Source organism: Chitinophagales bacterium, from assembly GCA_013816805.1.
Taxonomy (GTDB): domain Bacteria; phylum Bacteroidota; class Bacteroidia; order Chitinophagales; family UBA10324; genus MGR-bin340.
Genome location: JACDDS010000001.1, coordinates 308,525 through 331,478, shown reverse-complemented (window position 1 = coordinate 331,478; position 22,954 = coordinate 308,525). Strand labels below are relative to the sequence as shown.

Sequence of the window (22,954 nt, the reverse complement as noted above, 5' to 3'; positions counted from 1 at the left end):
ACTTTAATCATGACAACAAAAACTATTTTATTCAACTGCATTTTGATTATTGCACTCAGTTTCTTTTTTCAAATAGTAAGAGGGCAGATCGTGTATACTAATGTGACGCCTGATTTTAAATTGAGTGCAACCGGAATTTATCCCTTGGATTTAAATAATGATGGAACAGTAGATTTTAACTTCAACTTAGCAAAAGCTACAGGTTGTAATGGTACAAACTTCAGTGTATCACTTGGAGATACACTAAATGAAGTGGTAGATTCAATAGGGGAAACAGGCGAAGGTGTAAAAAAACTTGAATTGAATGTAATAGATAGCACCTTATTTTGGACAGATGGTAGCGACTTGTATTCACGTAGTTGTTTTACGCACCAGTTCGGCTGTCAATGCCCTCCTCCGATTGGCTTCTGGAGTCAAAGCACTTCCTATGCTGCACTACGCCTTAATTGGAAAGGTTATTATTATTATGGCTGGGTAAAAATAAAAGTTGCTGATCCGTTCAGTATTACACTTTTCGATTATGCCTATAACAGTATTCCGAATCAGTCCATTCTTGCAGGAGATACAGGCGCGGTTATAACAGATATTCATCAAATTAAAATCTTCTCTTCCATTGCTGTTTCACCCAATACCTTTCAGCATGTAACCCGTATTTCATTTTCAACATCTGTATCAGAGAAAACATCAATCCTCATTTATGATTTAACCGGAAGGATTGTGAAAATTCTGGCTGATGAAGTTATAAACACAGGTACACATGAGCTGCAATGGGATGCAACTGATCAAAACGGAAATGATGTAGGTAACGGAATTTATTTGCTGAAGCTACAAACAGCAAATAAAAGTGAAACTATTTGTTTGAATCTGATGAGATAGTTTTTAGGAATTAGCCTTACAGATTTTCTAAATCTTGTGAGGTTATTTTTCATCAAACAATCTTCCCTCACGATGCTTTTGCCATTGCCCCTGACCTCACCCCAGCCCCTACTCAAAAGAAGCCTCACACAATCTTCCCTCTTATTGCCTTCGCCACCGCTTCACTTTTCGAATGCACCTGCAGTTTCTCATAGATATTCTTGATGTGCCCGCGCACTGTGTCCACGCTGATAAAACAAGCATCGGCAATCAGTTTATAGCTCATGCCTTTTACCAGGCAGGTAAGCACCTCCTTCTCGCGATCTGTCAGCTGGAAAGATTTCGAATCAAATACCGGTGACCTGCTTTGCACCATCTGAAGCACTTTATTGGCAATAGAGGGCGTCATAGGGGAACCGCCTTCATAAATTTCACGAATAGATTCAAGAATACGTGCTGGTGGGGTATTTTTTAAAATATATCCGGACGCGCCTGCACAAATAGAATTAAAAATATTGTTGTCTTCCTCAAAAATTGTCTGCATTAAAATTTTTAAAACCGGGTATTTTTCCTTCAGAATTTTCACGGCTTCGATACCCGAAATACCCGGCAGCTCGATGTCCATCAAAACCACGTCCGGAAAATGATTTTCGATTCTTCTTATTATATGATCACAATCAGGGTAAGCGCCAACACATTTGTATCCTATAGAACCATTGATCAGTTGAAATAATCCCTCACGCAAGCTGTCATTGTCTTCAAATATGGTAACGTTGATATCCACTGTTTAAAGTTTAGGGCATGGTGTGATCATCACTGAGAAAAATGCTTCGAGAAACTGACATATTGCTGTACATTTTTTTTCGGAATGACAATGCCACTGCTTAGGTTTGTAAAATTAATTCGACACTTGTTCCGCTGCCGACTCCCGATTCAATCAATAATTGAGCACCGATTTCTTTTGCGCGACGCTTCATATTATTCAATCCATTGCCTCTTTCTATGGTGGCTTCATCAAATCCATTCCCATTATCCCGAATCATAAATTTTATCTGGTGATTGGAATATTTAACAGAGAAGAGTGCGCGGCTCGCTTCGGAATACTTTGCCATATTATTTGCCGCTTCTTTAAAGATGAGGAACAGATTTTTGCGAACCTCCATTGGCAACTTCAGCTTGTTGATAGATTCATCGGCATCGAATTCGAAAGCTATATTTTTTGCACCAAGGAGATTGTACGCGAATGAGCGCATACGCAAGATTATTTTTTCAAAATTATCATTCTCAGGATTGATCGTCCATACAATGTCCGCCATAGTATCGAGCATTTTTCGCGAATGCTCTCCTATTTGATCGAGCAGCGGACTTACCTCCTTTGATTGCTGCTTTGCCAATTCACTAAAAATAGAAATACTACTTAATGTAGATCCAACATCATCATGAAGGTCACTTGCAATTTTATTCCTGATTCGCTGCAGCTTTACAACCTGATTCATCCGATTGCGGACGAGTGCATAAATAATTCCACCGATCAAGCTAATCAGCAGCATTCTGAACCACCACGTTTGCCAGTATGGCGGGGTGATGATGAGATGAAGGGTGGTCGGTGTTTCATTCCATACACCATCATTGTTGCTTCCTTTTACTTCGAAAGTATATTCGCCTGCATTGAGATTGGTATAATTGGCAAAGCGTTTCGAAGCATCAGTGTAAGTCCAGTCTCTATCAAAACCATCGAGCTTGTAGGCGTACTGATTTTTTTCGGGGTGAATGTAATTGAGTGAGGCGAAAGTGAAAGAGATAACATTCTGCCGATAAGAAAGTTCTATCTGTTTGGTGTCTTCAATCGGAGATGATAAAAGCCGGGTGGAATCATTTGCAATCACGGATTGATTGAACAGTCTGAAGTCAGTGATAAACACCGGAGGCAGGTACTCGTTGTCTTTCAGATCCTGAGGGTAAAAACAAAACATGCCTTGCCGGTACGTGCCGAAAAAAATTCTTCCATCGATGTCTTTGTAGGTTGCGAAATTGTTTATGTCGTCGGCAGGTAATCCATCACTCACATCATAGTTGCGAAAATGAATTTTACAATTTGGATCAAACGGATCTTTTGGAGGGGTGAAGCAACTGATGCCCTTGAATATTCCGAGCCAGTAATCTCCATTGTTATCTTTTACAATTGTTACCACATCATTGGTGCTTAACCCATCCCTGGTAGTAAATGCTCTGAACTTGCCTGTTAAAGGATCAAACGCATTTATGCCTCCTCCATTAGTTGTAAGCCAGATGAAGCTACCGGAATGATCCGGGGCCGTTGATTTTGTTTCAGCAAAACTTCCCTCAACAAAATCGCAACTGATGGAAGATGGATCATTTGCATCGTGCCGGTAAACCTTGAATTTCTCACTATCAGGATCAAAGGTTATCAATCCTCCGTTGTCGCTTCCCATATATAAAATACCTCGTGAGTCTTCAAACAATCCACCCACAAGATTTGTACTGATGGAGTTCGTACCAGCATGAACCTTGAACGACCGGAATTTCCCGCTGCGAGGATCAAATGCGTCAAACCCGCCTCCCCATGTAGTGCACCAGTATCTCCCCTTACGGTCTTCAATAATGCCAGTTACACTCTGCGCACTTACAGTGTTGGAATCGCGAGAATCGTAAAGGTACCAATGATGCACTTTGGTAACAGGATTAAGATGCTAAACCATTGCCGGTGGCAAACCAGAGAACCCTTTTTCTATCCTCATAAATGTTCCAAACACCACTATTGTCCTGGATATTTTTTCCGTTTTCCAATAAAGAAAAACGATCAAATTTTTTTAATGAATCATCAGCCAGATCTAAGTTGGCTGTTCCAACATAAAATTGTCCCTGGCTGCTGCGGTAAAAGGAACTGACGAAATTATTAGATAGAGAATACGAATCGTCATCTGAATGTTGATAACGTTGAAATTTTTTATTCTGAGGATCAACAGTAAAAATTCCATTATCGCATGCAATCCATATTTTATGACTGGGATCTTCAAGAACCTGGTGCACTCCGCCAAGAGACGACGAAAGATATTTTATTTCATTGAAGTGAGAAAATTTTTCCGACGTGTGATCGTAATAATCCAGACCACCATTAAACATTCCAATCCAATAGTTTCCTTCCTTGTCTTCAAACGTATTCGAAACAGCATTGTCGGAAATCGAGAATGAATCATTTTCATGATGTAAAAAATGATTCACATTTTTTGTACGCGTATTATAACAAAAAAGGCCGTTGTCGCGGCTTCCAATCCAAATGTTTCCGTTTTTACCTTGATTGATTGCGAATGTTCCTGAATTAAGATCACTGGTGACTAAAGAAGCGGAACCGTAAATAAAATGATTCATCACCTTACCAGTCCCGGGATTGAAATAATCTACGCCTGGCGATGCCGTCATCAACCACAAATTATTTTCTTCATCTTCACAAATGCTGACCACACAGTTATTACTGATGGAAGTGGAATCACCTTGCTTGTGTAAGTAATGTTTGAAAATTCCGGTGTGAGGGTTTAATTCATCGAGGCCCTGTATGGTGGGTATCCAGATATGGCCGTTTTTCCTGATCACAATACTAAGAATCTGATCATCGCTCAAAGAATTCTCATTGCCCGGCTGATGAATGTAGCGCGTGAATTTTTCAGCAATGGGATTGAAAGAATATATGCCTGCATTGCCGTCGCCAATCCAGAACATACCGCTACTATCTTCTTCCATGCTGATAAACCAACCCGGCATGATATAATCCGAGTGTTCGGGAGAGTAACTGTAATTCTTAAACGAGCAGCCATCATAGCGATCGAGGCCATTGAAGGTAAGGAACCACAAAAATCCATTTTTGTCTTGTATGATCCTGAACACGGCATTATTAGAGAGCCCTGATTCCGTGGTGATGTGATCAAATTTAAGCGGGGGGATATTTACACTTTGCGATTGGCAAAGGTTTGCCATCTCGTTCATTACGATAGCTATCAGGATGAAAGCAGAGATCCTCTTTACCCATGGTTTTAACCTTCTCACATTGACCAATTAGATCAATCAAAGATAAGCCCATTCATATAGCCTTGTACCCACACAAGTATGTGGTATTCCTTCTTCATCAATCAATAAACGGGCTCACTTCAACACAAGTATGCTATTGCGAAGCAGTGTGTAATGGAGGGACCTTTGTCATCGTAAACTGCAATCTATTTTTTCACTTAAAAAACAATCAGTATGAAAACACAAAAATTTTTACTCAACAGCATTTTGTTTATCACGCTAAGTTGCTGCTTCCAATTTGCAGATGCACAAGCAACTTGCCTCACTAAACAGAGAACACTCGGTGGCAGCGGCTATGATGAATCTGATAACATGATTAAAGTGTCTGATGGTTACGTTCTTTGCGGGATTACCAATTCTACCGATGGTGATTTTAATGTTCCGCCTGGCAATGGTTCTGATGCCTTTCTTGTTAAATACAGCTTATCGGGGGCAATCATATGGAAACATACGTATGGAGGAACTGCCGAAGATGAATTTTTCAGTGTGCTGGAAACTGACGACGGTGGCTTTATTGCTAAAGGGTATACCTATAGCAACGATGGAGATATCAGCGGCAATCACGGGGGCCAGGATGTCCTGGTTATTAAGGTAGATGCTTCAGGTACCATACAATGGCAGAAATGCTACGGTGGCAGCGGAGATGATAACGGTTCCGGAGGAGCTATCCTTCAAAATTCAGTGGGCGGGTATATTTTTTCTGCATTCACTAACTCCACTGATGGCGAAGTCACGAACAATCATGGTGATTACGATGCATGGATTGTGAAAATTTCATCCGTTGGAAAAATTTTCTCGCAGCACACTTATGGTGGCAGCGCCTATGATGATGCTTCCGGCTTGGCACTTGTTAGCGGAGGCTATATCTTCTCCGGTACTACATTAAGCAGTGATGGTGATGTAAGCCATAACCATGGCGGGCAGGATTCATGGGTAGTGAAACTGGATAAGAACGGGAATATTCAATGGTCTGAATCGCTGGGCGGTTCAGGTGATGAATTTCAAAATGCATTAGCACGGACTCAGGATGGAAATATAGTGATTGCCAATGGAAGCAATTCTGATGATGGCGACGTAACCGGAAACAATGGTTTATTCGTTGCCTGGATAGTGAAAATTAATTCCGGTACCGGCAGTATTATCTGGAATAAAAGTTTTACGGGAAATCCAGAGGTAACGGCATACGGAATATTTGCAACTTCTGACGAAGGCGTAGTAGCATTAGGGACTACCGGAACGTCCTATGTAAATCCAACTCTCGATGCTATAGCTATTAAAATGGATCTTAATGGAGCCAAGCAATGGCAAACCATCTTTGGCGGCAGTGATGAGGACGATGCACTTTCAGGCGTTGAAATTGGGAATGGTAAACTGATTATTGACTGCGTGACAGCTTCCACAGACGGTGATGTAGAAAATAACCATGGTGATTATGATACCTGGCTGGTAAAATTTGCGCCGTGTGTTGAAATGAAAAAGAGCAAAAACGACGTCACGTTAATAACCGCACTGAATAATTCACCGAACCCATTCACCCAATCAACTACTATTTCATTTTCTCTTCCGCAATCAGAAAATGTTTCGCTGAAAATTTTTGATGTGGACGGAAGATTAATTCGCACACTTGCGCAAGATGCAATGAGCGGGGGCACATATACTTTCACCTGGGATGCGCGTGATGAAAACGGAGATGCGGTGAGCGCAGGGATATACCTCCTAAAAATTCAATCACAAGATTTTTCACAGACAGAAAAGTTGATGGTGGTGAAATAAAAAATAGTCAGGAGACAGAAGTCAGAAGAGATTTTCCAACTGAGAACTGTCTTCTGAATACTGACTTCTTAATATTTAAAAACTAAAAACAATGAAAAAGCAAATCAAAAAATTGCAGCTTAACAAAATGTCCATATCCAATCTTACTTCATCGGAAATGAATCGACAGGTTGGAGGAACAGTACTTTCAGAAACTCCTTAATGCGGCCAGGGCTGCCAAACATTATTTACCTGTCTAGCCACACGTACTACTTGTCATAAAGTTCATGGTCAGGCAACTTGTTATAAGCCCGGTCATCACACATGCTAATAGAAGCTATTTTTTAACGACTAATAAATAAACCGCAATAGAATGAAAACATTTTTACCGAATAGCATTTTGATTCTTGCTCTCAGCGCAATTTTTCTCCTGTCGGAGTCCTTCGGACAGTTTGCAAAAGCACAAATTGTTTACAGCAATGTAAATCCTGATTCAATTATAACCGGAACTTACAATCTCGATTTGAACAACGATGGCATTAATGATTTCACAATTACATGGACCTCAAGCACAAAAACAGTCTCTTGCGGTACTTGTGGCAGTGCAACAGGAACAACTCATATCCTGTCAATTCAGCCGCTTTCAAACAATCAAGTCGGCTCTAACGTTGGTAGTTCCGCACTTGACTTGGGCACATTAATAGATTCAAAGTCACTGTCGTGGTCGAGCCAGAAGGACACGATGGGTCAATACTCTGTAACAGCACTTTGCTCCTTTGGTAAGTGCTTTGCTGCCGGCATTTTAACTGGGGATTGGGGTTCAGGTAACACGGATAAGTATTTAGGTCTGAAAGTTAAGGTCAACTCTTCAACATATTATGGTTGGGCAAGTTTGAGGGTTGATATCGTTGCTGGATATTTCTTTATTATGGATTATGCTTACAACGCTGTTCCGAAACAATCGATTCTCACCGGACAAACCTGTCCGCCACAAGCTGCTATCACTGCAAATGGTTCTACTACTTTTTGTAAGGGTGGAAGTGTTGTTCTTTCTTCTGCTAATACGGGAACCGGCCTATCGTATCAATGGCAAAAGGGAAAGAAAAATATTTCAGGAGCTACAACATCATCTTACACTGCACACAAAGCCGGCAGCTACAAAGTAATTGTGAGTGATGATTTCAATCTTTGCTCAGCTACTTCATCAAAAATAAAAGTAACCGTTGATTGCCGCTTAACGGACCCTGTTGAAACAGTTGCTCAAAGCAAATCACTGAAAATTTATCCGAATCCATTTTCAAATTCAACTACCATTTCATTTACACTTGCTCAATCAGAAAACGTCTCGCTGAAAATTTATGACGTAACGGGAAGATTAGTAACAACACTTGTTAATGAAATAATGGATGAAGGTGCTCATCAATTGCAATGGAATGCAATCGATGTAAATGGGAACACAGTAAGTGATGGAATTTATTTTTTGAAAATGCAAACAGCGGATCAAAGCGAAACGATCCAATTAAGTGTGATGAAATAAAAAAGTAGTCAGAAGCCAGCAGTGGCACAAAAAGACTACAGGCTACTATCTTTTAATGCTAAAACCTTTAACTACAAAAAATTATTACGATGAAAAGTTCAACAAGATTACCTCTCAGTATTTTTATTATTGTCCTTAGCTGCTTTATCCGATTTGCCAATGCACAAGTGCCAACAATACAATGGGAGAAATCTCTGGGTGGTTATGGTTATGATTGGGCCTATTCAATTATACAGACAACAGATGGTGGATATGCCGTAGCAGGAAATTCAAATTCTTATGATGGAAATGTGACGGGCAACCATGGCGGATCTTACTCCGGCGATTATTGGATTGTGAAGTTAGATAACTACGGAGCTATTCAGTGGCAGAAATGCCTTGGTGGGAGTGGCGATGAACATGCTTCTTCCCTTCGGCAAACAACGGATGGTGGTTATATTGTCGCGGGTACTTCCTCATCAAATGATGGAGATGTAACTGGCAATCATGGATCGTACGGATCGGAAGATTATTGGATTGTGAAGTTGGATTCTACGGGCAATATTCAATGGCAGAAGTCGCTCGGTGGAAGTTACAGTGATTTTGCTCAATCTGTTATTCAGACTAGCGACGGTGGGTTTATAATAGCAGGTGGAACTGAATCGAATGATGGAGATGTAACTGGACTTCACGGCTATGATGGCAGTAACGCAGATTGCTGGATCGTGAGGATAGACAGCGTGGGAGAAATCGAGTGGCAAAAATGTTTTGGAGGAAGTGAGGACGATTTTGCAAATTCAATTATACAAACGAATGATTATGGTTATATTTTCACCGGCTCTTCCTCATCCAGCGATGGTGATGTGACCGGCAATAATGGAGACATAGACTACTGGATTGTGAAGATTGATAACATTGGGAATATTCAATGGCAGAAATCACTTGGAGGAAGTTCTGGTGATTACGCAACATCAATTGTAATTAACAATGGAAATTACATTGTTGCAGGAACAACTAATTCGAATGACGGTAATGTAACGGCTAATTATGGTGCAAGCGATTATTGGGTTGTAGAACTTGATAGTATCGGAGACCTCCTATGGCAGAAAAACTTTGGAGGGAGTGGGTATGATGTTGCAAATTCATTAATTAAAACGTCAGAAGGAGGATATGCCGTTGGAGGATATACGCAGTCCAATAATGATAATGTATCCGGCAATCATGGAGATGATGATTATTGGTTTGTGAAGATTGATTCTATTGGGAATATACAATGGCAAAAATGTATTGGTGGAACAACTACTGACGAATGTTTCTCAATTATTCAAACGAGTGATAATGGCTACTCCATAGCAGGAGCGTCTTTCTCAAATGATGATGATGTAAGCGGGAATCACGGAACGTATGATTACTGGGTAGTCAAGCTCGGAGCATGTTCTTTTCCTACTGTTTCAGTGAGCGCTAATGAATTATGCACTTCGGCTAACCTGGTCTATCAATGGCAACTCAATGATGTTAATATTCTTGGAGCAACGAATCAATGTTATACTCCTCCTCAAGTAGGTTATTACACGGTGATTGCAACCGATTCATTCCAATGCAGTTCAGTTAGTAAAGCTGTTTATTTCATCCCCCCAAGCGATCTGCAAATTGTTTGCACTGATGTTGATCCTGATGTGAACCTGAACAATAACGGTGAAACTTACAAGCTTGATTTGAACAATGATGGGGTTACTGACTTCCTTCTTAGTCATAATGAAACTATAGCAGGTTCATGCTGTTTGGGAGATACCAACTATACTTCTATAATTAGTCCGGAAGTTGGCAATGCGATTGAGGGTATACCGCAAAGCTTGAATGTAAGAGTAATTGACTCTGGTGAGCCTATCAATGATGGTTCTGTCAATTGGAATGAAAGTACGGAGCAGATATTTGCAAGCGCTGCCTATATTTGCGGCGGCTTACCAAGTCCCACCTGCATGGTTTCATACTATGGTTCTTACTATGGGGTCACAGATAAATATTTTGGAATAAGAATAAAATCGGGCAATGATACTTTATACGGATGGGTACGCTTTAGCCTTGGATTTAATGGTTCGAGTGTTACAATCAAGGATTATGCTTACAATAGTGTGGCCAATATGCCAATACATGCAGGAGATAGTTGTGGCAAATCGACAGGTATATTTAACTATACTCAACAGTCGGAAATCCTAACTTATCCTAATCCGTTCTTTAACTCTACTATTATTTCCTTTTCTCTTCCCGCAACTGAAAAAACTTCGATCATTATTTATGATGTAACTGGAAGAGTGATAAAAATTCTTGCCAATAAAATTATAAATGAAGGCACTCATCAACTACAATGGGATGCAATTGATGTAAATGGAAATGCAGTAAGTGCCGGAATTTATTTTTTGAAAATGCATACAGCGAATCAAACGGAAACGATTCAATTGTCGGTGGTAAAATAAAAAAGAGTAGCCAGTAGTCAGAATAAGAGACACTGACTACTGCCTTCTTAATACAAATTCTAACCTATGAAAACAAATACACTTTTAATCAACAGCATTCTGATTCTCGCACTCAGTTGCTTCTTTCAGTTTGCAAATGCGCAGATTGTTTATACAGATGTGAATCCGGACCAAACATTTAATACGAATGGTTCATTGTATCATTTGGATTTGAATAATGATGGCATCAATGATTTTGATCTCACTTACACAACGTCCCAAACAAATACCAAATGCGGGCTATTTTATGGTATAAATCGTTATATAAGAATTACATCCTTTAATTCAAATGAAGTGGGATGTGATTTTACCGATGAATTACCTGCTGTTGTTTACCCGGCTTCGTTAATCGATAACAGGGCATACCTCTGGAAAATCAATGCGAACCAAAATATAGCAACATCAGAAGCTACTTTTTGCACTTATAATCATTACCTGGGTTTTTATTTGTGGGTGTCCACCTATTCGGGTCATTGGCATCATGGTAGAACCAATAAATATATTGCTCTGAGGCTTCATGCCGGCTCACAAGTGTTTTACGGATGGATTCGCTTAGATATCGGTACTAATGCAATTAATTTCACAGTAAAGGATTATGCATTTAATAGCGTTCCTGATTCATCCATTCTTGCGGGAGAAACTACCTGTAGTTTTCCTATAAGTATTGATGGAAATAGCTCTGTTTGTGCTGGTGATAGCACAACCCTTACTGCTACGGGTGGAATTTCGTATTTATGGAACACAGGCGAAACTACGGCAAGCATTGTTGTAAGTCCGACGCAACTCACAAACTATACGGTTGAGATTCGTGATACCGCAAATAGTTGTAGTGAGTATGCTACTGTACCGGTTACTGTCAAAACAGTTATCATTTCGGTAACTCTTCAGGACAACACCATAAAAGCCAATGCAACGAATGCTTCCTATCAATGGATTGATTGTAACACGATGCTTCCGATTCCAGGAGCAACCGATCAAAGCTTTACAGCAACACAAAGCGGAAGTTATGCAGTACAAATCATTCAAAACGGATGCACGGATACTTCTATTTGCTATAGTGTATTACTATTGGGCATTTCTGAAAACGCATTTTCAAATTTTATGAAGCTTAGCCCTAATCCTGCTTTCGATAAAATCACACTTTCATTTTCATTGAAAGAAAAAGCGGAATTACAAATCACAAATCTTCTTGGTCAAATAGTTTATTCGGAAAAACTCAATGCCCAAGACTCTCGCCTCAATACTCCAGTTGATGTGAGCCAATTGCCTATGGGGATGTATCTTATAACAGTGAAAACTTCAGACCAAAATTTTGAAGATAAATTTCTAAAACAATAAGGATAACAAATCATCAACTGCAATGGAATACAACTGATGAAAACGGAAATCCAGTAAGTGCGGGAATTTATTTTTTGAAAATGCAAACAGCAGATCAAAGCGAAACGATTCGGTTAAGTGTAACCAAATAATTTTCTAAGCAATAACCTTACAGCTTCTCCAACCTGTAAAGTTATTTTTTGTCACACAATCTTCCCTCTAATTGCTTTCACTACAGCCTCCGATTTTGAATGCACCTGAAGTTTTTTGTAGATATTCTTGAGGTGTCCGTTCACGGTGTCAATGCTGATGAAGCAGCTGTCTGCAATCAACTTGTAGCTCATACCGTCAACAAGGCATTTTAACATTTCCTTCTCGCGGGAAGTAAGATTGAATTCATCCTGCGTTTCTCCTGCTAAATTGTATTTAAACATCTTCAGCACTTTGCTCGCAATGATCGGCGTCATCGGTGCACCGCCTTCATGAATTTCTTTTATGGAAGCCAGTATATCATCAGGTGGAGTATTTTTCAAAATATATCCCTGGGCGCCATTGCAGATGGACTGGAAAATTTTTTCATCTTCTTCAAAAATGGTTTCCATCAGTATCCTGATATCGGGAAATTTTTCCCTGATCATCTTCACAGCATCGATACCGCTGATCCCCGGAAGCTGAATATCCATCAGTACCACATCAGGCAATGTCTCTTCAATGTTCTCGATCACACGCTCGCAATTGGCGAATGCTCCTGCACACGTGAATCCCTCGCTTGCTTTGATGAGATTGAATAATCCCTCCCGCAAGTTCTGATTATCTTCGAATATGGCGACTCTAATCTCTTTCATGGCATTTTTCAAATTATTCTCTCGCTCGCCTACGTTACCCTCTAACTCCCTGAAGGGAGAACCCCTGCGCACATCCGGCAGCGGGAGTGGTTCCTCCTTTATGAGGTTAGGAGGCAGCGAAGACAACTTCATGCCTTCACAATTAATTCCACACTCGTCCCGATACCCTCACCGGATTGAATGTTTAGCTTCGCATGCATTTCCTGTGCTCTTTTTCTGATGCTGTTCAATCCGTTACCATTGTATTTGACTGCCGGATCGAAACCGATGCCATCATCCCTGATAAGCAACCTCAGTGTCCCATTATTATGTGTTAAGCGAATTTCAGACCGCTTTGCCTCTGAATATTTGATCACGTTGTTGAGCACTTCCTTAAATATGAGAAACAAGTTCCGCCGCTTTTCCATGGAGAGCTTTACATTACCCATTTCTTCATCAGCGCGGAACGTGTATTCAATTTTTTTCGCGCGCAGCAGGTTATACGACAGCGCCCGCATACGCAGAATGATTTTATCGATGCTGTCGTTTTCGGGATTGATAGCCCACACAATGTCGCCCATGGCATCGATCACTTTTCGCGAGCTTGCTCCGATCATATTTAGCGCATAAGTCTGCTGTAATGGGTCTTTCTTAATTAACTCGCTGTAAACAGAAATGCTGTTCAGCGTAGAACCGATGTCATCGTGTAAATCATGAGCAATCCTATTCCTGATTTGTTGTAATCGAATCACCTGGCTCAAGCGAAAACGATACAAGCCGTAGATTGCAATCGCGATGACGACGACCATCCCCGCTCTGAACCACCACGTTTGCCAGTAGGGTGGTGTGATGATGAGTTGCATCATTGCAGGAGAGTTATTCCAAACGCCATCGTTGTTGCTTCCCTTTACCTCGAAAATATATTCACCTGCATCCAGGCTGGTATAATCGGCAAAACGTTTCGAAGCATCGGTGTAAATCCAATCCTTATCAAAGCCATCAAGCTTGTATGCGTATTGATTTTTTTCAGGATGGAAATAATTGAGTGCAGCAAACTCGAAGGAGATTACGTTCTGTTTGTACGAAAGTTTAATCTCGTTGGTGAATTCAGCAGGGGACTTTAAAACAGAATCAGCAGCTTTTGGCAAAACCGTTTTGTTGAAAAGTTTCAAATCAGTGATGTAAACCGGTGGTACAAAATCATTGTTTTCTAACTCATCGGGTTTAAAGCTGATCAATCCCGCCGTTTCTGTTCCGATGTAAATCGTTCCGTCATCATCTTTGAATGAATCGAAGCCATTCATTTGTTTCTCCGGCAGTCCGTCACTTTCATCATAATTGCGAATGTGAAATTTATTGGATGAATCAAAAGGATTTGCCGGCGGCGTAAAGCAACTGATTCCATTCGCAGTGCCAAGCCAGAAATTCCCATTACCGTCTTCAACAATATTGTTCACGGCATTATCAGCAAGACCATCTTTTGTAGTAAAAGATCTGCATTTTCCATTGGATGGGTTGAAGGCATTCAAACCTCCGCCAAGGGTGCAAACCCAAACTATTCCATTTCTCGATTCCAGAAAATCAAAAACAATATCACAACTGAGTGACGATGGATTTTTAAAATCATGCCGGTAAATCTTAAATGTTTCACTGTCCGGATTAAAGGTGACTAAGCCACCATTCCAACTACCCATGTAGAGGATGCCATGGGAGTCCTCAAACAAGTTTCCCAAACTATTCGTACTCACAATTTTTTTTCCTGTACCCTCTTCAAACGCTCTGAATTTGCCGGTTGCAGGATCGAATGCATCAAAGCCACCACCGAAAGTGGTACACCAATATCTTCCTTTGCGATCCTCAATAATCCCCGTGACTGATTGCGCACTCACTGAGGTGCTGTCGTTAACATTGTAAGAGTACCGGATATGTTTTCCCGTAGCCGGATCATATTTTACCAAACCGTTTCCGGTTGCAAACCATAATATTCCTTTGCTGTCTTCGCGAATCTGCCATACCATATTATTCTCGAAAATGCTTTTCCCATTTTCAAGCAATTGCAAATGCCTGAATTTTCTAAATTTGTCATCCATTAAATTGAGACCACCTCCCCCAACGTAAAGCTGTCCCCGACTATCACGATAGATTGAAAAAACATAATTGTCAGCTATAGAATTTCTATTATCAGCATCATGAAAATAATGATTGAATTTTTTCCCTTTTGCATCCAGGGCAAATGCTCCATTGTCTGAACCGATCCAGATTCTTCCACTTCGGTCTTCATAAAAACAATTTACTCTTCCGATCTGAGTTGAAAGCGCCGGAACAGAATCGAGATGAAAGTATTTTCTGTTGATGCTTTCATAATACATAATTCCTCCGTTAGGATTAACCATCCAAAGATTGCTATTACTGTCTTCATAAGTATTAACTATGCCCGCACCGGTGTTCCAGTCGGCATTTTTTTGGTTCACCGCCAAATGTTTTACTGATTTTGTTCGGGTGTTGTAGTAAAAAATTCCGTTGTTGCGGCTATTGATCCAGATGTTTCCGTTTCTGCCTGTGTTAACTCTGTAAATTTCAGCATTTGCATCTGGTATCATTAGGGTATTGGATCCATAATTAAAGTGCTGCGTCACCTTTCCCGTTGCAGGATTAAAATAATCAATACCCGCGGCTGCAGTAACCACCCACAAGTTTCCGTCTTCATCCATGCAGGTGCTGCTTACGAAATTGCTGCTGATGGAAGAAGAATCTGCGGCAATGTGATGATAATGTTTGAATATTCCGGTTCGAGTGCTAAGTTCATCCAATCCATTTTCTGTTGGAATCCAGATGCGTCCATTTCGCACTTCTGTTAGTCCAAAATTAATGTCATCACAAAGCGAATTTTCATCTTTCGGATTGTGCACGTAATGAATAAATTTTTCTTTTATAGGATCAAAAGCATACACTCCCGCATTGGTGTCATCCATCCAGATGATGCCACTGCTATCCTGCACCATGTCGGAGAACCAGCCCTGCATGATGTAATCGGCATGCTCAGGACTGTAGCGATATATTTTGAAGGTATAGCCGTCGTAACGGTTTAAGCCATCATAGGTGAGAAACCACATAAACCCATTTTTATCCTGAATGATCTTAAATACATTATTGTTTGAAAGCCCATTTTGCCTTGTAAGATGATCTATATGCTGAAATGGAAAAGTTGATGGCTGTGCGAATGATTTTGAAAAATGCAGAAGCATTACGATATAAATGAGCGCTCTGAAAAATATTTGCACTTCAGTATTCCATTTCATTGGCGTACGAAAAAGATCCGTAGTAGCAACTTGCTCTTGCAGCCTCCTGACCTCCTGAAGGAGGAACCCCTCTGCAATTGTTGTGAGAGGTTTTCCCTTTAGGGAGTCAGAGGGCAACGCGGATATTTGTCTTACAACCCCTTTCATTAAACGAAGATAGAGGTTGTTTTAAAATTCTTATACCCCTCAAATTGGTTGTTTGTGGTTGTGTAATTCAACCTGATTCAGCTATTGACACAGGCTATTCGCGAAGCGATCTTTGTTTCGTTAAATTTTCTTCTAAACCCAAAACAAGATGAAAAGCAAAATCAAATTACTGAACTGCATTTCAATAATCGTAATCAATTGCTACATTCAATTTGCAACCGCGCAAACTCAACCGTTCAGCATTGAATGGCAGAAAGAATATGGTGGTTCCGCAGTTGAGTACAACGATTATATGGGTAACACCATCGCCGCGACACAGGATGGCGGTTATGTTTTTACTGCAATGACTTATAGCAACGATGGTGATGTGTCAGGATATCATGGTGGCAATGGCACTGACATGTGGGTGGCAAAGATTGACGCCACCGGAAATCTTCAATGGCAAAAATGTTTAGGAGGAAGTGCTGATGACTTTGGCAAAAATATAATTGCTACTGCAGACGGTGGTGTTTTGGTTGGTGGCTATACAGAATCTAACGATGGAGATATTAGTGGCAATCATGGAAATGGTGACATTGACATTTTTAAATTGGATGGTGCAGGAAATATTGAATGGGAAAAAACTTTAGGCAGCAGTAGTTACGACGATTTAGGAACCTTCATTCAGGATCAATATGGTAATTATGTTATTGCAGGAACTGTCGGGGCGAATGATGGAGATGTAAGCGGAGGTCACGGTGGCGCCGATGCCTGGGTTGTCAAGTTGGATCAAAACGGAAATATCATCTGGCAAAAATGTTACGGTGGTTCATCTGGTGAAAACGATTATCACCTCACCAGCATTATTCAAAGTTTGGAAGGTGGCTATATGCTTTCTACCTACACTGAGTCAGATGATGGCGAGGTAACGGGATATCACGGAACAGTAAATGATGGATATGGTGATGCATGGTTAGTAAAACTTGATATTGACGGAAACATTCAGTGGGAAAAGGCTTTTGGAGGTCCGGGCTACGATGGTTTTGAAAACATTATGCAGTTAAGCAGTGGCGATTATATAGGCGCAGGTTTAACTACAATGGCTGGTGGAGATATTCCACATGTCTATGGATTTGATGGAATTACTGACACGTATGATTGGTGGATTGCTAAAATAAGCACGGCGGGAAATCTGATTTGGTCGCGCACCTACGGAGGCACTGGAGATGAGGCAATCCACAATGCAGCGTTTGAACAGGCGAACGGAGATTTAATCATAACCAGCGGAACCCGGTCAGTCGATTACGATTGTATAGGCAGTACGATAGATTCTATCAATCCAACGGACCTATGGATGGTGAAAATGGATAGCGACGGAAATATTTCCGGTTCTAACTTCTTTGGTGGAATAGGTTATCAAAACTTATCTGCTGCTGTAATGAACCGGAATGGAAGTCTGACTATAGCTGGCATGACTGATTCAACCAATTATACCGGAGAAGGATTTAATCAGGATAATGACAGTAATGCTCAAGTATGGGTGGTTAAACTTTCTCCGGTATCAGTAACATCGGTGGTGGCAAATGCAAGTCCACTATCATTAACCATTTATCCAAACCCTTTTTCTCAATCGACTATTATTTCATTTTCGCTCCTTCAATCACAAAATGTTTCTCTGAAGATTTATGATGTAACAGGAAGACTAGTGACAACCCTTGCTAATGAAATCATGACTGCCGGCACTCACCAATTGCCATGGGATGCAACAGATGAAAGTGGAAATGCATTGAGCGCCGGAATTTACTTGTTCCGTGTGAAAACTGCAGATCAGGCTAAAACCATTCGGGTGTCCGTAATATAATAACCTTTAGGACTCTTTATTACCATGAATTGTGATGAACAGATTTTTCTTTTTTAAATTTTTAAACCTTAATAAAATGAACCAACAATTACTCAAAGAGCAAATCGCTTTCATTCCGATTGTGATTGGAATGTTTTTCTTGTCTGTTACAGATGCCCAGATTATTTATCACCAAGATGGATTCAGCATATCTTGTAGTGGTTACTGCAATCAACATGTTAACATAGATGTAAATAAGGATGGAGTTTCTGATCTGACAATTGATATTTCAACTATACCCGGTCACGTCATTGCCCATTACGAGATTCCTCCTTTCGCCTATGTGACTGCGTCGGGAAAACATGGATCTTTTTTTTCTTTTGATACCCTTTCAACACCTGACAGTATAATTAATGGCGATTTACCTTGGCAGAAAGAGCTGACGGATTTAAGACGTTGCAACGGTAGCGACTGTATTGGCTGGGTAAATGAAGTTGAACATTACTTACCTCTTAAAATAGTTCTCGCTAATCAATCCTACTATGGATGGATTCAATTGTATGTATCAGCAGCTACAATTCCATTATCTGCTTCTTGTTCATCTACTGGTTTTGCCTATAACACTATTCCCAATCAATCTATTCTCGCAGGAGACACCATCTCGCTTGCAACAGGTATTCAGTACGTAGAGAGATTTGCTTCGGTAGTTGTTCCCCCAAATGTTATTCAAAATCTGGCCACTGTTTCATTTTCGCTTTCTCAAACGGAAAAAACTTCTATCATCATTTATAATGTATCAGAAACAACCATTAAAATCCTTGCTAATGAAATCATGACTGCGGGTACTCATCAATTGCAATGGAATGCAACAGATGAAAGTGGACATCAAGTACCTTCTGGATTTATTTTTTGAAAATGCAGACAGCAAATCAAAGCGAAACGATTCGGCTAAGTGTAACCAAATAATTTTCTAAGCATTAATCTTACAGCTTCTCCAACCTGTAAGGTTATTTTTTGTCACACGATCTTTCCTCTAATAGCTTTCACTACAGCCTCCGATTTTGAATGCACCTGAAGTTTTTTGTAGATATTTCGAATATGACCGCCGACCGTATCAATGCTGATAGAGCAATGATCCCCGATCATTTTGTAGCTCATTCCTTCCACCAGGCAGGTGAGGATTTCTTTTTCCCTATGGGAAAGGTCGGAGGGCACACTCTTTTTTAAAACATTTTGCGATTTAAACATTTTCAATACTTTAGTAGCAATACTTGGTGTCATCGGAGCGCCACCTGCGTACACTTCCTGAATTGCATCAAGAATTTCCGCCGGAGGTGTATTCTTCAATATATAGCCTTCTGCTCCGCTGCAAACGGACGCAAATATTTTTTCATCATCTTCGAAAATAGTTTCCATTAAAATTTTTATCTCGGGAAAATTTTCTTTTATCAGCTTTACTGCCTCAATGCCTGACATGCCTGGCATTTCAATATCCATCAGCACCACGTCCGGTTTTGATTTCCTTATATCGTTCAGTAATTCATTGCAGTTTGGAAATGCACCCGCACACCTGAATCCTGGCGAACCATTGATTAATTGAAACAAACTGTCGCACAGACTTTTATTGTCATCGAATAGAGTTACACGAATGCTCATGCTTGTAATTTTTTATGAAGTAGTAACTGGATAGTTGTTCCTTTTGTTGGGGTTGATTCAACATTCAAAGAAGCTTTGATTTCATTCGCGCGCCGATCCATGTTCATTAATCCGTTTCCACGTGCCGGATTATTTACATCGAATCCGATTCCATTATCGCGAATCAACAGCTCTATTTCATGATCTAAAGCGCTCAGAATAATAGAAGCACGACTGGCTTCTGAATATTTTACCAGGTTATTAATTGCTTCCTTAAATATGAGGTAAAAATTTTTTCTGGTTATCATTGGCAGCTTCAATTCATTTAAGTTTTCATCCGCCCTGAAGGTGTACTCAATCCTCCTAGCTTTCATAAGCGAATGTGTAAGTGAACGCATGCGAAAGATGATTTTTTCGAATGAATCATTCTCAGGGTTAATCGTCCATACAATATCGCTCATAGCATCAATTACTTTGCGGGCACTCTCACCAATCAGATTCAACTCCGGAATTTCCTGTCCTGTTTTTTTCTTAACCACTTCACTGTAAATAGAAATGCTGTTGAGTGTAGAGCCAATCTCATCATGAAGGTCACTTGCAATTTTATTGCGGATGTTTTGAACACGAATCACTTCCTGAAGCCGATAACGATAGATTCCGTAAATCAAACTTGCACCGCCGATCCCCATCAAGGTTCTGAACCAAATAGTTTTCCAGAACGGTGGCGTAATGATAATCTGAATCAATGCGGGTGTTGGATTCCAAACACCGTCATTATTACTTCCTTTTACTTCAAACGTGTAAGAACCGGGATCCAGATTTGTGTAGTTAATAAAGCGTTCTGAAGCATAGGAGTAAATCCAATCCTTATCGAAGCCATTGAGTTTATAGGCGTACTGATTTTTTTCAGGATGAATGTAGTTGAGTGCAGCGAAGCTAAAGGCAATTACATTCTGTTTGTAAGTGAGATTAATTTCTCTTGTGTTCTCTATGGCTTGTGACAAAAGATGCGTGTTGTCACCTCGTGTTAGGGAGTGATTAAAGAGTTTGAAGTCAGTGATGTAAACCGGTGGGATATGAAGATTGTCTTTGAGTTCCTGCGGATCGAAATAGAAAAATCCGGCATCAGTTTTAGGAAAATAAATTCTCCCCTGAGTGTCTTTGAATGGCGAGAATAAGATCATGGAATTGCTTGTGATTCCATCGCTTGCATCATAGTTACGAAAATTGATTTTACACTGGGGATCGAATGGATTTTCAGGTAGTGTGAAACTGCTTATGCCGTGATCAGAAGTAAGCCACACTTTTCCGTTATCATCCATCACAAGATTTCCAACCACATTACTCGGAAGCCCATCTTTTACAGTGAACGCCCTGAACTTAGCTGTAGACTCATCAAATGCATTGAGTCCTCCTCCGAAGGTTGGAATCAACAAATAACCATATTGGGTGTGAAAATAGCCCTGAACCATATCATTGCTGATTGTTGTGGAATCATTTGCATTGTGCCGATAGATTTTGAATGTTTCGCTGTCCGGATTGAAAATCATAAATCCTCCTCCCCAACTCTGCAGATAAAGAGCGCCGGATGGACCTTTATTCACTTGCTGGACATTATTTGTGCTGATAGAGTTTACAGAGGGATGAACTTTGAATGCACGGAATTTTCCCGAAGCAGGATCAAAGGCATCGAGTCCTCCTCCATCTGTACTGCACCAGTATCTGCCCTTATCATCTTCGATAATTGATGAACAGGAATTAAAGCTCAAGGAGGTGGAATCATTCGCAATATTCTTATACCAATGATGAATTCTTGTTTTTGGATCATAAGAGATCAACCCATCATTAGTGCAAAACCAAATTGTTTTCCTGGTGTCTTGATACATTGACCAAATATCTGGAACTACACGAAGAATATTCATTCCATTCTCTATAACTTCAAATTGGACTGTAGATTTTGTTTTGGTATTGAATGAAATTACACCTTGCTCAGCGGCAAGAAGGATGATGGTATCATTGATCTGTAAGAGCGCAGTTGCGAAATTCGATGGAAGTGAATTCTTATTGAGCGCATCATGCTGAATGAGGTGAAATTTTTTGTATCGCAGATCAATTGCAAAAATTCCTTTGCCTCCCGTTGTTAACCAGATTCTTCCACTATTGTCTTCGCTGACGGAGTTCACAAACAATGATGAATTTGAAAGTTTTGAAGAAAAATTTGTACGGTAAAATTTTCCCGAAACAAGATCATAATAATTTAATCCGTTGCCGACATTCGAACCAATCCACAAATTCCCTGAATGATCTTCGAATACATTGTAAACCCGATCGAAGCTGAGTGAAAAAGGATCAGAAAGGTTGTGAGTGTAATGAAGCACCCGTCCCGTGTAAATGTTATAGCCGTAGAAGCCATTATCAAATGTTCCAATCCACACGTTTCCATTTCTGCCTTTGCGTGCAATACTAAGTCCATCTTCTGTCATAGCTTTTGTTTCAATATTAAAATGCCGGATTATCTTATTAGTGATGGGGTCGAACAAGTCCACATCGGCTGATGCCGTAATAATCCACAAGTGATTGGAATCATCAAGACAAATACTCTTTACATTATTATTACTGATGGTTTGACCATCTCTATCGCGATGCATATAAGCGGTGAACTTCTTTGTGGATGGATCAAAACAATTCAATCCGCCCGAGGTAGCTATCCAAACTCTTCCGTTTCTGTCAACTGCAAGATCTGATGTTTGATCAACAATGAGAGAATTGGAGTTATTAGGTTGATGGTGATAGCGTGTATATTTTTCTATATCAATGTCAAAGGCATAGAACCCGTGTGAGGCGGAAGGTATCCATATGATGTCGTCCTTCAGTATTGCCGCTCCATTGAACCAATCAGACACGATTGAATTGGAGTCTGAGATCTGATAAGGATACGACTTGAAAGTATAACCATCATAACGCTGAAGTCCGTTGAAGGTAAGAAACCATAGAAATTCTTTCCTATCCTGAATGACGCTGTAAGCATGGTTAGATAACAGCCCATTTTCAGTTGTAATGTTCTCAATGTGCTTAAAAGGGAAGCTGTCCCTTTGTGCGCCTGCGGGGAAAGTCAATACCGTGCAGCAGAAGTATAGAGTGCAAAAGGGGGCCTTAAAAAACGACGTAATTTTTCTCTTCATTCATTTTCAAAG

15 protein-coding genes are annotated in these 22,954 nt (G+C 40.3%); 8 read left to right on the top strand and 7 right to left on the bottom strand.

Annotation, left to right across the window (positions count from 1 at the left end; genetic code table 11):
* The first annotated feature begins 9 nt into the window (after positions 1 to 9).
* Positions 10 to 876 (top strand): T9SS type A sorting domain-containing protein, encoded by an 867-nt coding sequence (locus H0W62_01495; GenBank protein MBA3647220.1) that lies wholly within the window; start codon positions 10 to 12, stop codon positions 874 to 876.
* A 124-nt stretch (positions 877 to 1,000) separates the two neighbouring features.
* Here H0W62_01495 and H0W62_01490 read toward each other — a convergent pair whose 3' ends face one another.
* From H0W62_01490 to H0W62_01480, 3 genes are all read right to left on the bottom strand, one after another.
* Positions 1,001 to 1,639 (bottom strand): response regulator transcription factor, encoded by a 639-nt coding sequence (locus tag H0W62_01490; protein MBA3647219.1) that lies wholly within the window; start codon positions 1,637 to 1,639, stop codon positions 1,001 to 1,003.
* A gap of 100 nt (positions 1,640 to 1,739) precedes the next feature.
* Positions 1,740 to 3,545 carry a hypothetical protein gene (locus H0W62_01485; GenBank protein ID MBA3647218.1) on the bottom strand — a complete coding sequence of 602 codons (1,806 nt, stop codon included), beginning with the start codon at positions 3,543 to 3,545 and terminating at the stop codon, positions 1,740 to 1,742.
* Between the two features lie 13 nt (positions 3,546 to 3,558).
* The gene (locus H0W62_01480; GenBank protein MBA3647217.1) at positions 3,559 to 4,917 is read right to left on the bottom strand and encodes a hypothetical protein; all 1,359 of its coding nucleotides are present in this window, start codon (positions 4,915 to 4,917) and stop codon (positions 3,559 to 3,561) included.
* Positions 4,918 to 5,112: 195 nt separating this feature from the next.
* Here H0W62_01480 and H0W62_01475 point away from each other — a divergent pair, with 195 nt between their 5' ends.
* From H0W62_01475 to H0W62_01455, 5 genes are all read left to right on the top strand, one after another.
* Positions 5,113 to 6,711 carry a T9SS type A sorting domain-containing protein gene (locus H0W62_01475; protein MBA3647216.1) on the top strand — a complete coding sequence of 533 codons (1,599 nt, stop codon included), beginning with the start codon at positions 5,113 to 5,115 and terminating at the stop codon, positions 6,709 to 6,711.
* Between the two features lie 91 nt (positions 6,712 to 6,802).
* A complete protein-coding gene (locus tag H0W62_01470) occupies positions 6,803 to 6,913 on the top strand; it encodes an rSAM-modified peptide (GenBank protein ID MBA3647215.1) in 111 nt (36 codons plus the stop codon).
* A gap of 150 nt (positions 6,914 to 7,063) precedes the next feature.
* On the top strand, positions 7,064 to 8,227 hold the full coding sequence (locus H0W62_01465) for a T9SS type A sorting domain-containing protein (protein MBA3647214.1): 1,164 nt from the start codon (positions 7,064 to 7,066) through the stop codon (positions 8,225 to 8,227).
* Positions 8,228 to 8,316: 89 nt separating this feature from the next.
* Complete coding sequence (locus H0W62_01460; GenBank protein ID MBA3647213.1) at positions 8,317 to 10,680, top strand: T9SS type A sorting domain-containing protein; 2,364 nt, start codon at positions 8,317 to 8,319, stop codon at positions 10,678 to 10,680.
* Between the two features lie 66 nt (positions 10,681 to 10,746).
* Positions 10,747 to 12,057 carry a T9SS type A sorting domain-containing protein gene (locus tag H0W62_01455; protein ID MBA3647212.1) on the top strand — a complete coding sequence of 437 codons (1,311 nt, stop codon included), beginning with the start codon at positions 10,747 to 10,749 and terminating at the stop codon, positions 12,055 to 12,057.
* Between the two features lie 182 nt (positions 12,058 to 12,239).
* Here the strand turns inward: H0W62_01455 and H0W62_01450 are convergent, their stop codons facing one another.
* Both H0W62_01450 and H0W62_01445 read right to left on the bottom strand, forming a co-directional pair.
* Positions 12,240 to 12,881 (bottom strand): response regulator transcription factor, encoded by a 642-nt coding sequence (locus H0W62_01450; protein MBA3647211.1) that lies wholly within the window; start codon positions 12,879 to 12,881, stop codon positions 12,240 to 12,242.
* A 128-nt stretch (positions 12,882 to 13,009) separates the two neighbouring features.
* Positions 13,010 to 16,306 (bottom strand): hypothetical protein, encoded by a 3,297-nt coding sequence (locus H0W62_01445; GenBank protein ID MBA3647210.1) that lies wholly within the window; start codon positions 16,304 to 16,306, stop codon positions 13,010 to 13,012.
* A gap of 148 nt (positions 16,307 to 16,454) precedes the next feature.
* On the opposite strand from H0W62_01445, the gene H0W62_01440 reads away from it, so the two are divergent.
* Positions 16,455 to 18,146: a T9SS type A sorting domain-containing protein gene (locus H0W62_01440; protein MBA3647209.1), complete on the top strand. Its 1,692-nt coding sequence runs from the start codon at positions 16,455 to 16,457 to the stop codon at positions 18,144 to 18,146.
* 76 nt (positions 18,147 to 18,222) lie between these two features.
* Positions 18,223 to 19,038, top strand: a complete 816-nt coding sequence (locus H0W62_01435; protein MBA3647208.1) for a hypothetical protein — start codon at positions 18,223 to 18,225, stop codon at positions 19,036 to 19,038.
* A 104-nt stretch (positions 19,039 to 19,142) separates the two neighbouring features.
* On the opposite strand, the gene H0W62_01430 is transcribed toward H0W62_01435, so the two are convergent.
* On the bottom strand, positions 19,143 to 19,781 hold the full coding sequence (locus tag H0W62_01430) for a response regulator transcription factor (protein MBA3647207.1): 639 nt from the start codon (positions 19,779 to 19,781) through the stop codon (positions 19,143 to 19,145).
* On the bottom strand, positions 19,778 to 22,942 hold the full coding sequence (locus H0W62_01425; protein MBA3647206.1) for a hypothetical protein: 3,165 nt from the start codon (positions 22,940 to 22,942) through the stop codon (positions 19,778 to 19,780). The genes H0W62_01430 and H0W62_01425 overlap by 4 nt, the downstream gene beginning before the upstream one ends.
* Between the last annotated feature and the right edge of the window lie 12 nt (positions 22,943 to 22,954).

What these genes read in the sequence shown, in the direction of transcription:
- H0W62_01440 (MBA3647209.1), top strand. Translation starts at nt 16,455, where the DNA reads ATGAAAAGCAAAATCAAATTACTGAACTGCATTTCAATAATCGTAATC.
- H0W62_01425 (MBA3647206.1), bottom strand. Translation starts at nt 22,942, where the DNA reads ATGAAGAGAAAAATTACGTCGTTTTTTAAGGCCCCCTTTTGCACTCTA.
- H0W62_01430 (MBA3647207.1), bottom strand. Translation starts at nt 19,781, where the DNA reads ATGAGCATTCGTGTAACTCTATTCGATGACAATAAAAGTCTGTGCGAC.
- H0W62_01450 (MBA3647211.1), bottom strand. Translation starts at nt 12,881, where the DNA reads ATGAAAGAGATTAGAGTCGCCATATTCGAAGATAATCAGAACTTGCGG.
- H0W62_01445 (MBA3647210.1), bottom strand. Translation starts at nt 16,306, where the DNA reads ATGAAAGGGGTTGTAAGACAAATATCCGCGTTGCCCTCTGACTCCCTA.
- H0W62_01435 (MBA3647208.1), top strand. Translation starts at nt 18,223, where the DNA reads ATGAACCAACAATTACTCAAAGAGCAAATCGCTTTCATTCCGATTGTG.
- H0W62_01495 (MBA3647220.1), top strand. Translation starts at nt 10, where the DNA reads ATGACAACAAAAACTATTTTATTCAACTGCATTTTGATTATTGCACTC.
- H0W62_01465 (MBA3647214.1), top strand. Translation starts at nt 7,064, where the DNA reads ATGAAAACATTTTTACCGAATAGCATTTTGATTCTTGCTCTCAGCGCA.
- H0W62_01475 (MBA3647216.1), top strand. Translation starts at nt 5,113, where the DNA reads ATGAAAACACAAAAATTTTTACTCAACAGCATTTTGTTTATCACGCTA.
- H0W62_01455 (MBA3647212.1), top strand. Translation starts at nt 10,747, where the DNA reads ATGAAAACAAATACACTTTTAATCAACAGCATTCTGATTCTCGCACTC.
- H0W62_01460 (MBA3647213.1), top strand. Translation starts at nt 8,317, where the DNA reads ATGAAAAGTTCAACAAGATTACCTCTCAGTATTTTTATTATTGTCCTT.
- H0W62_01470 (MBA3647215.1), top strand. Translation starts at nt 6,803, where the DNA reads ATGAAAAAGCAAATCAAAAAATTGCAGCTTAACAAAATGTCCATATCC.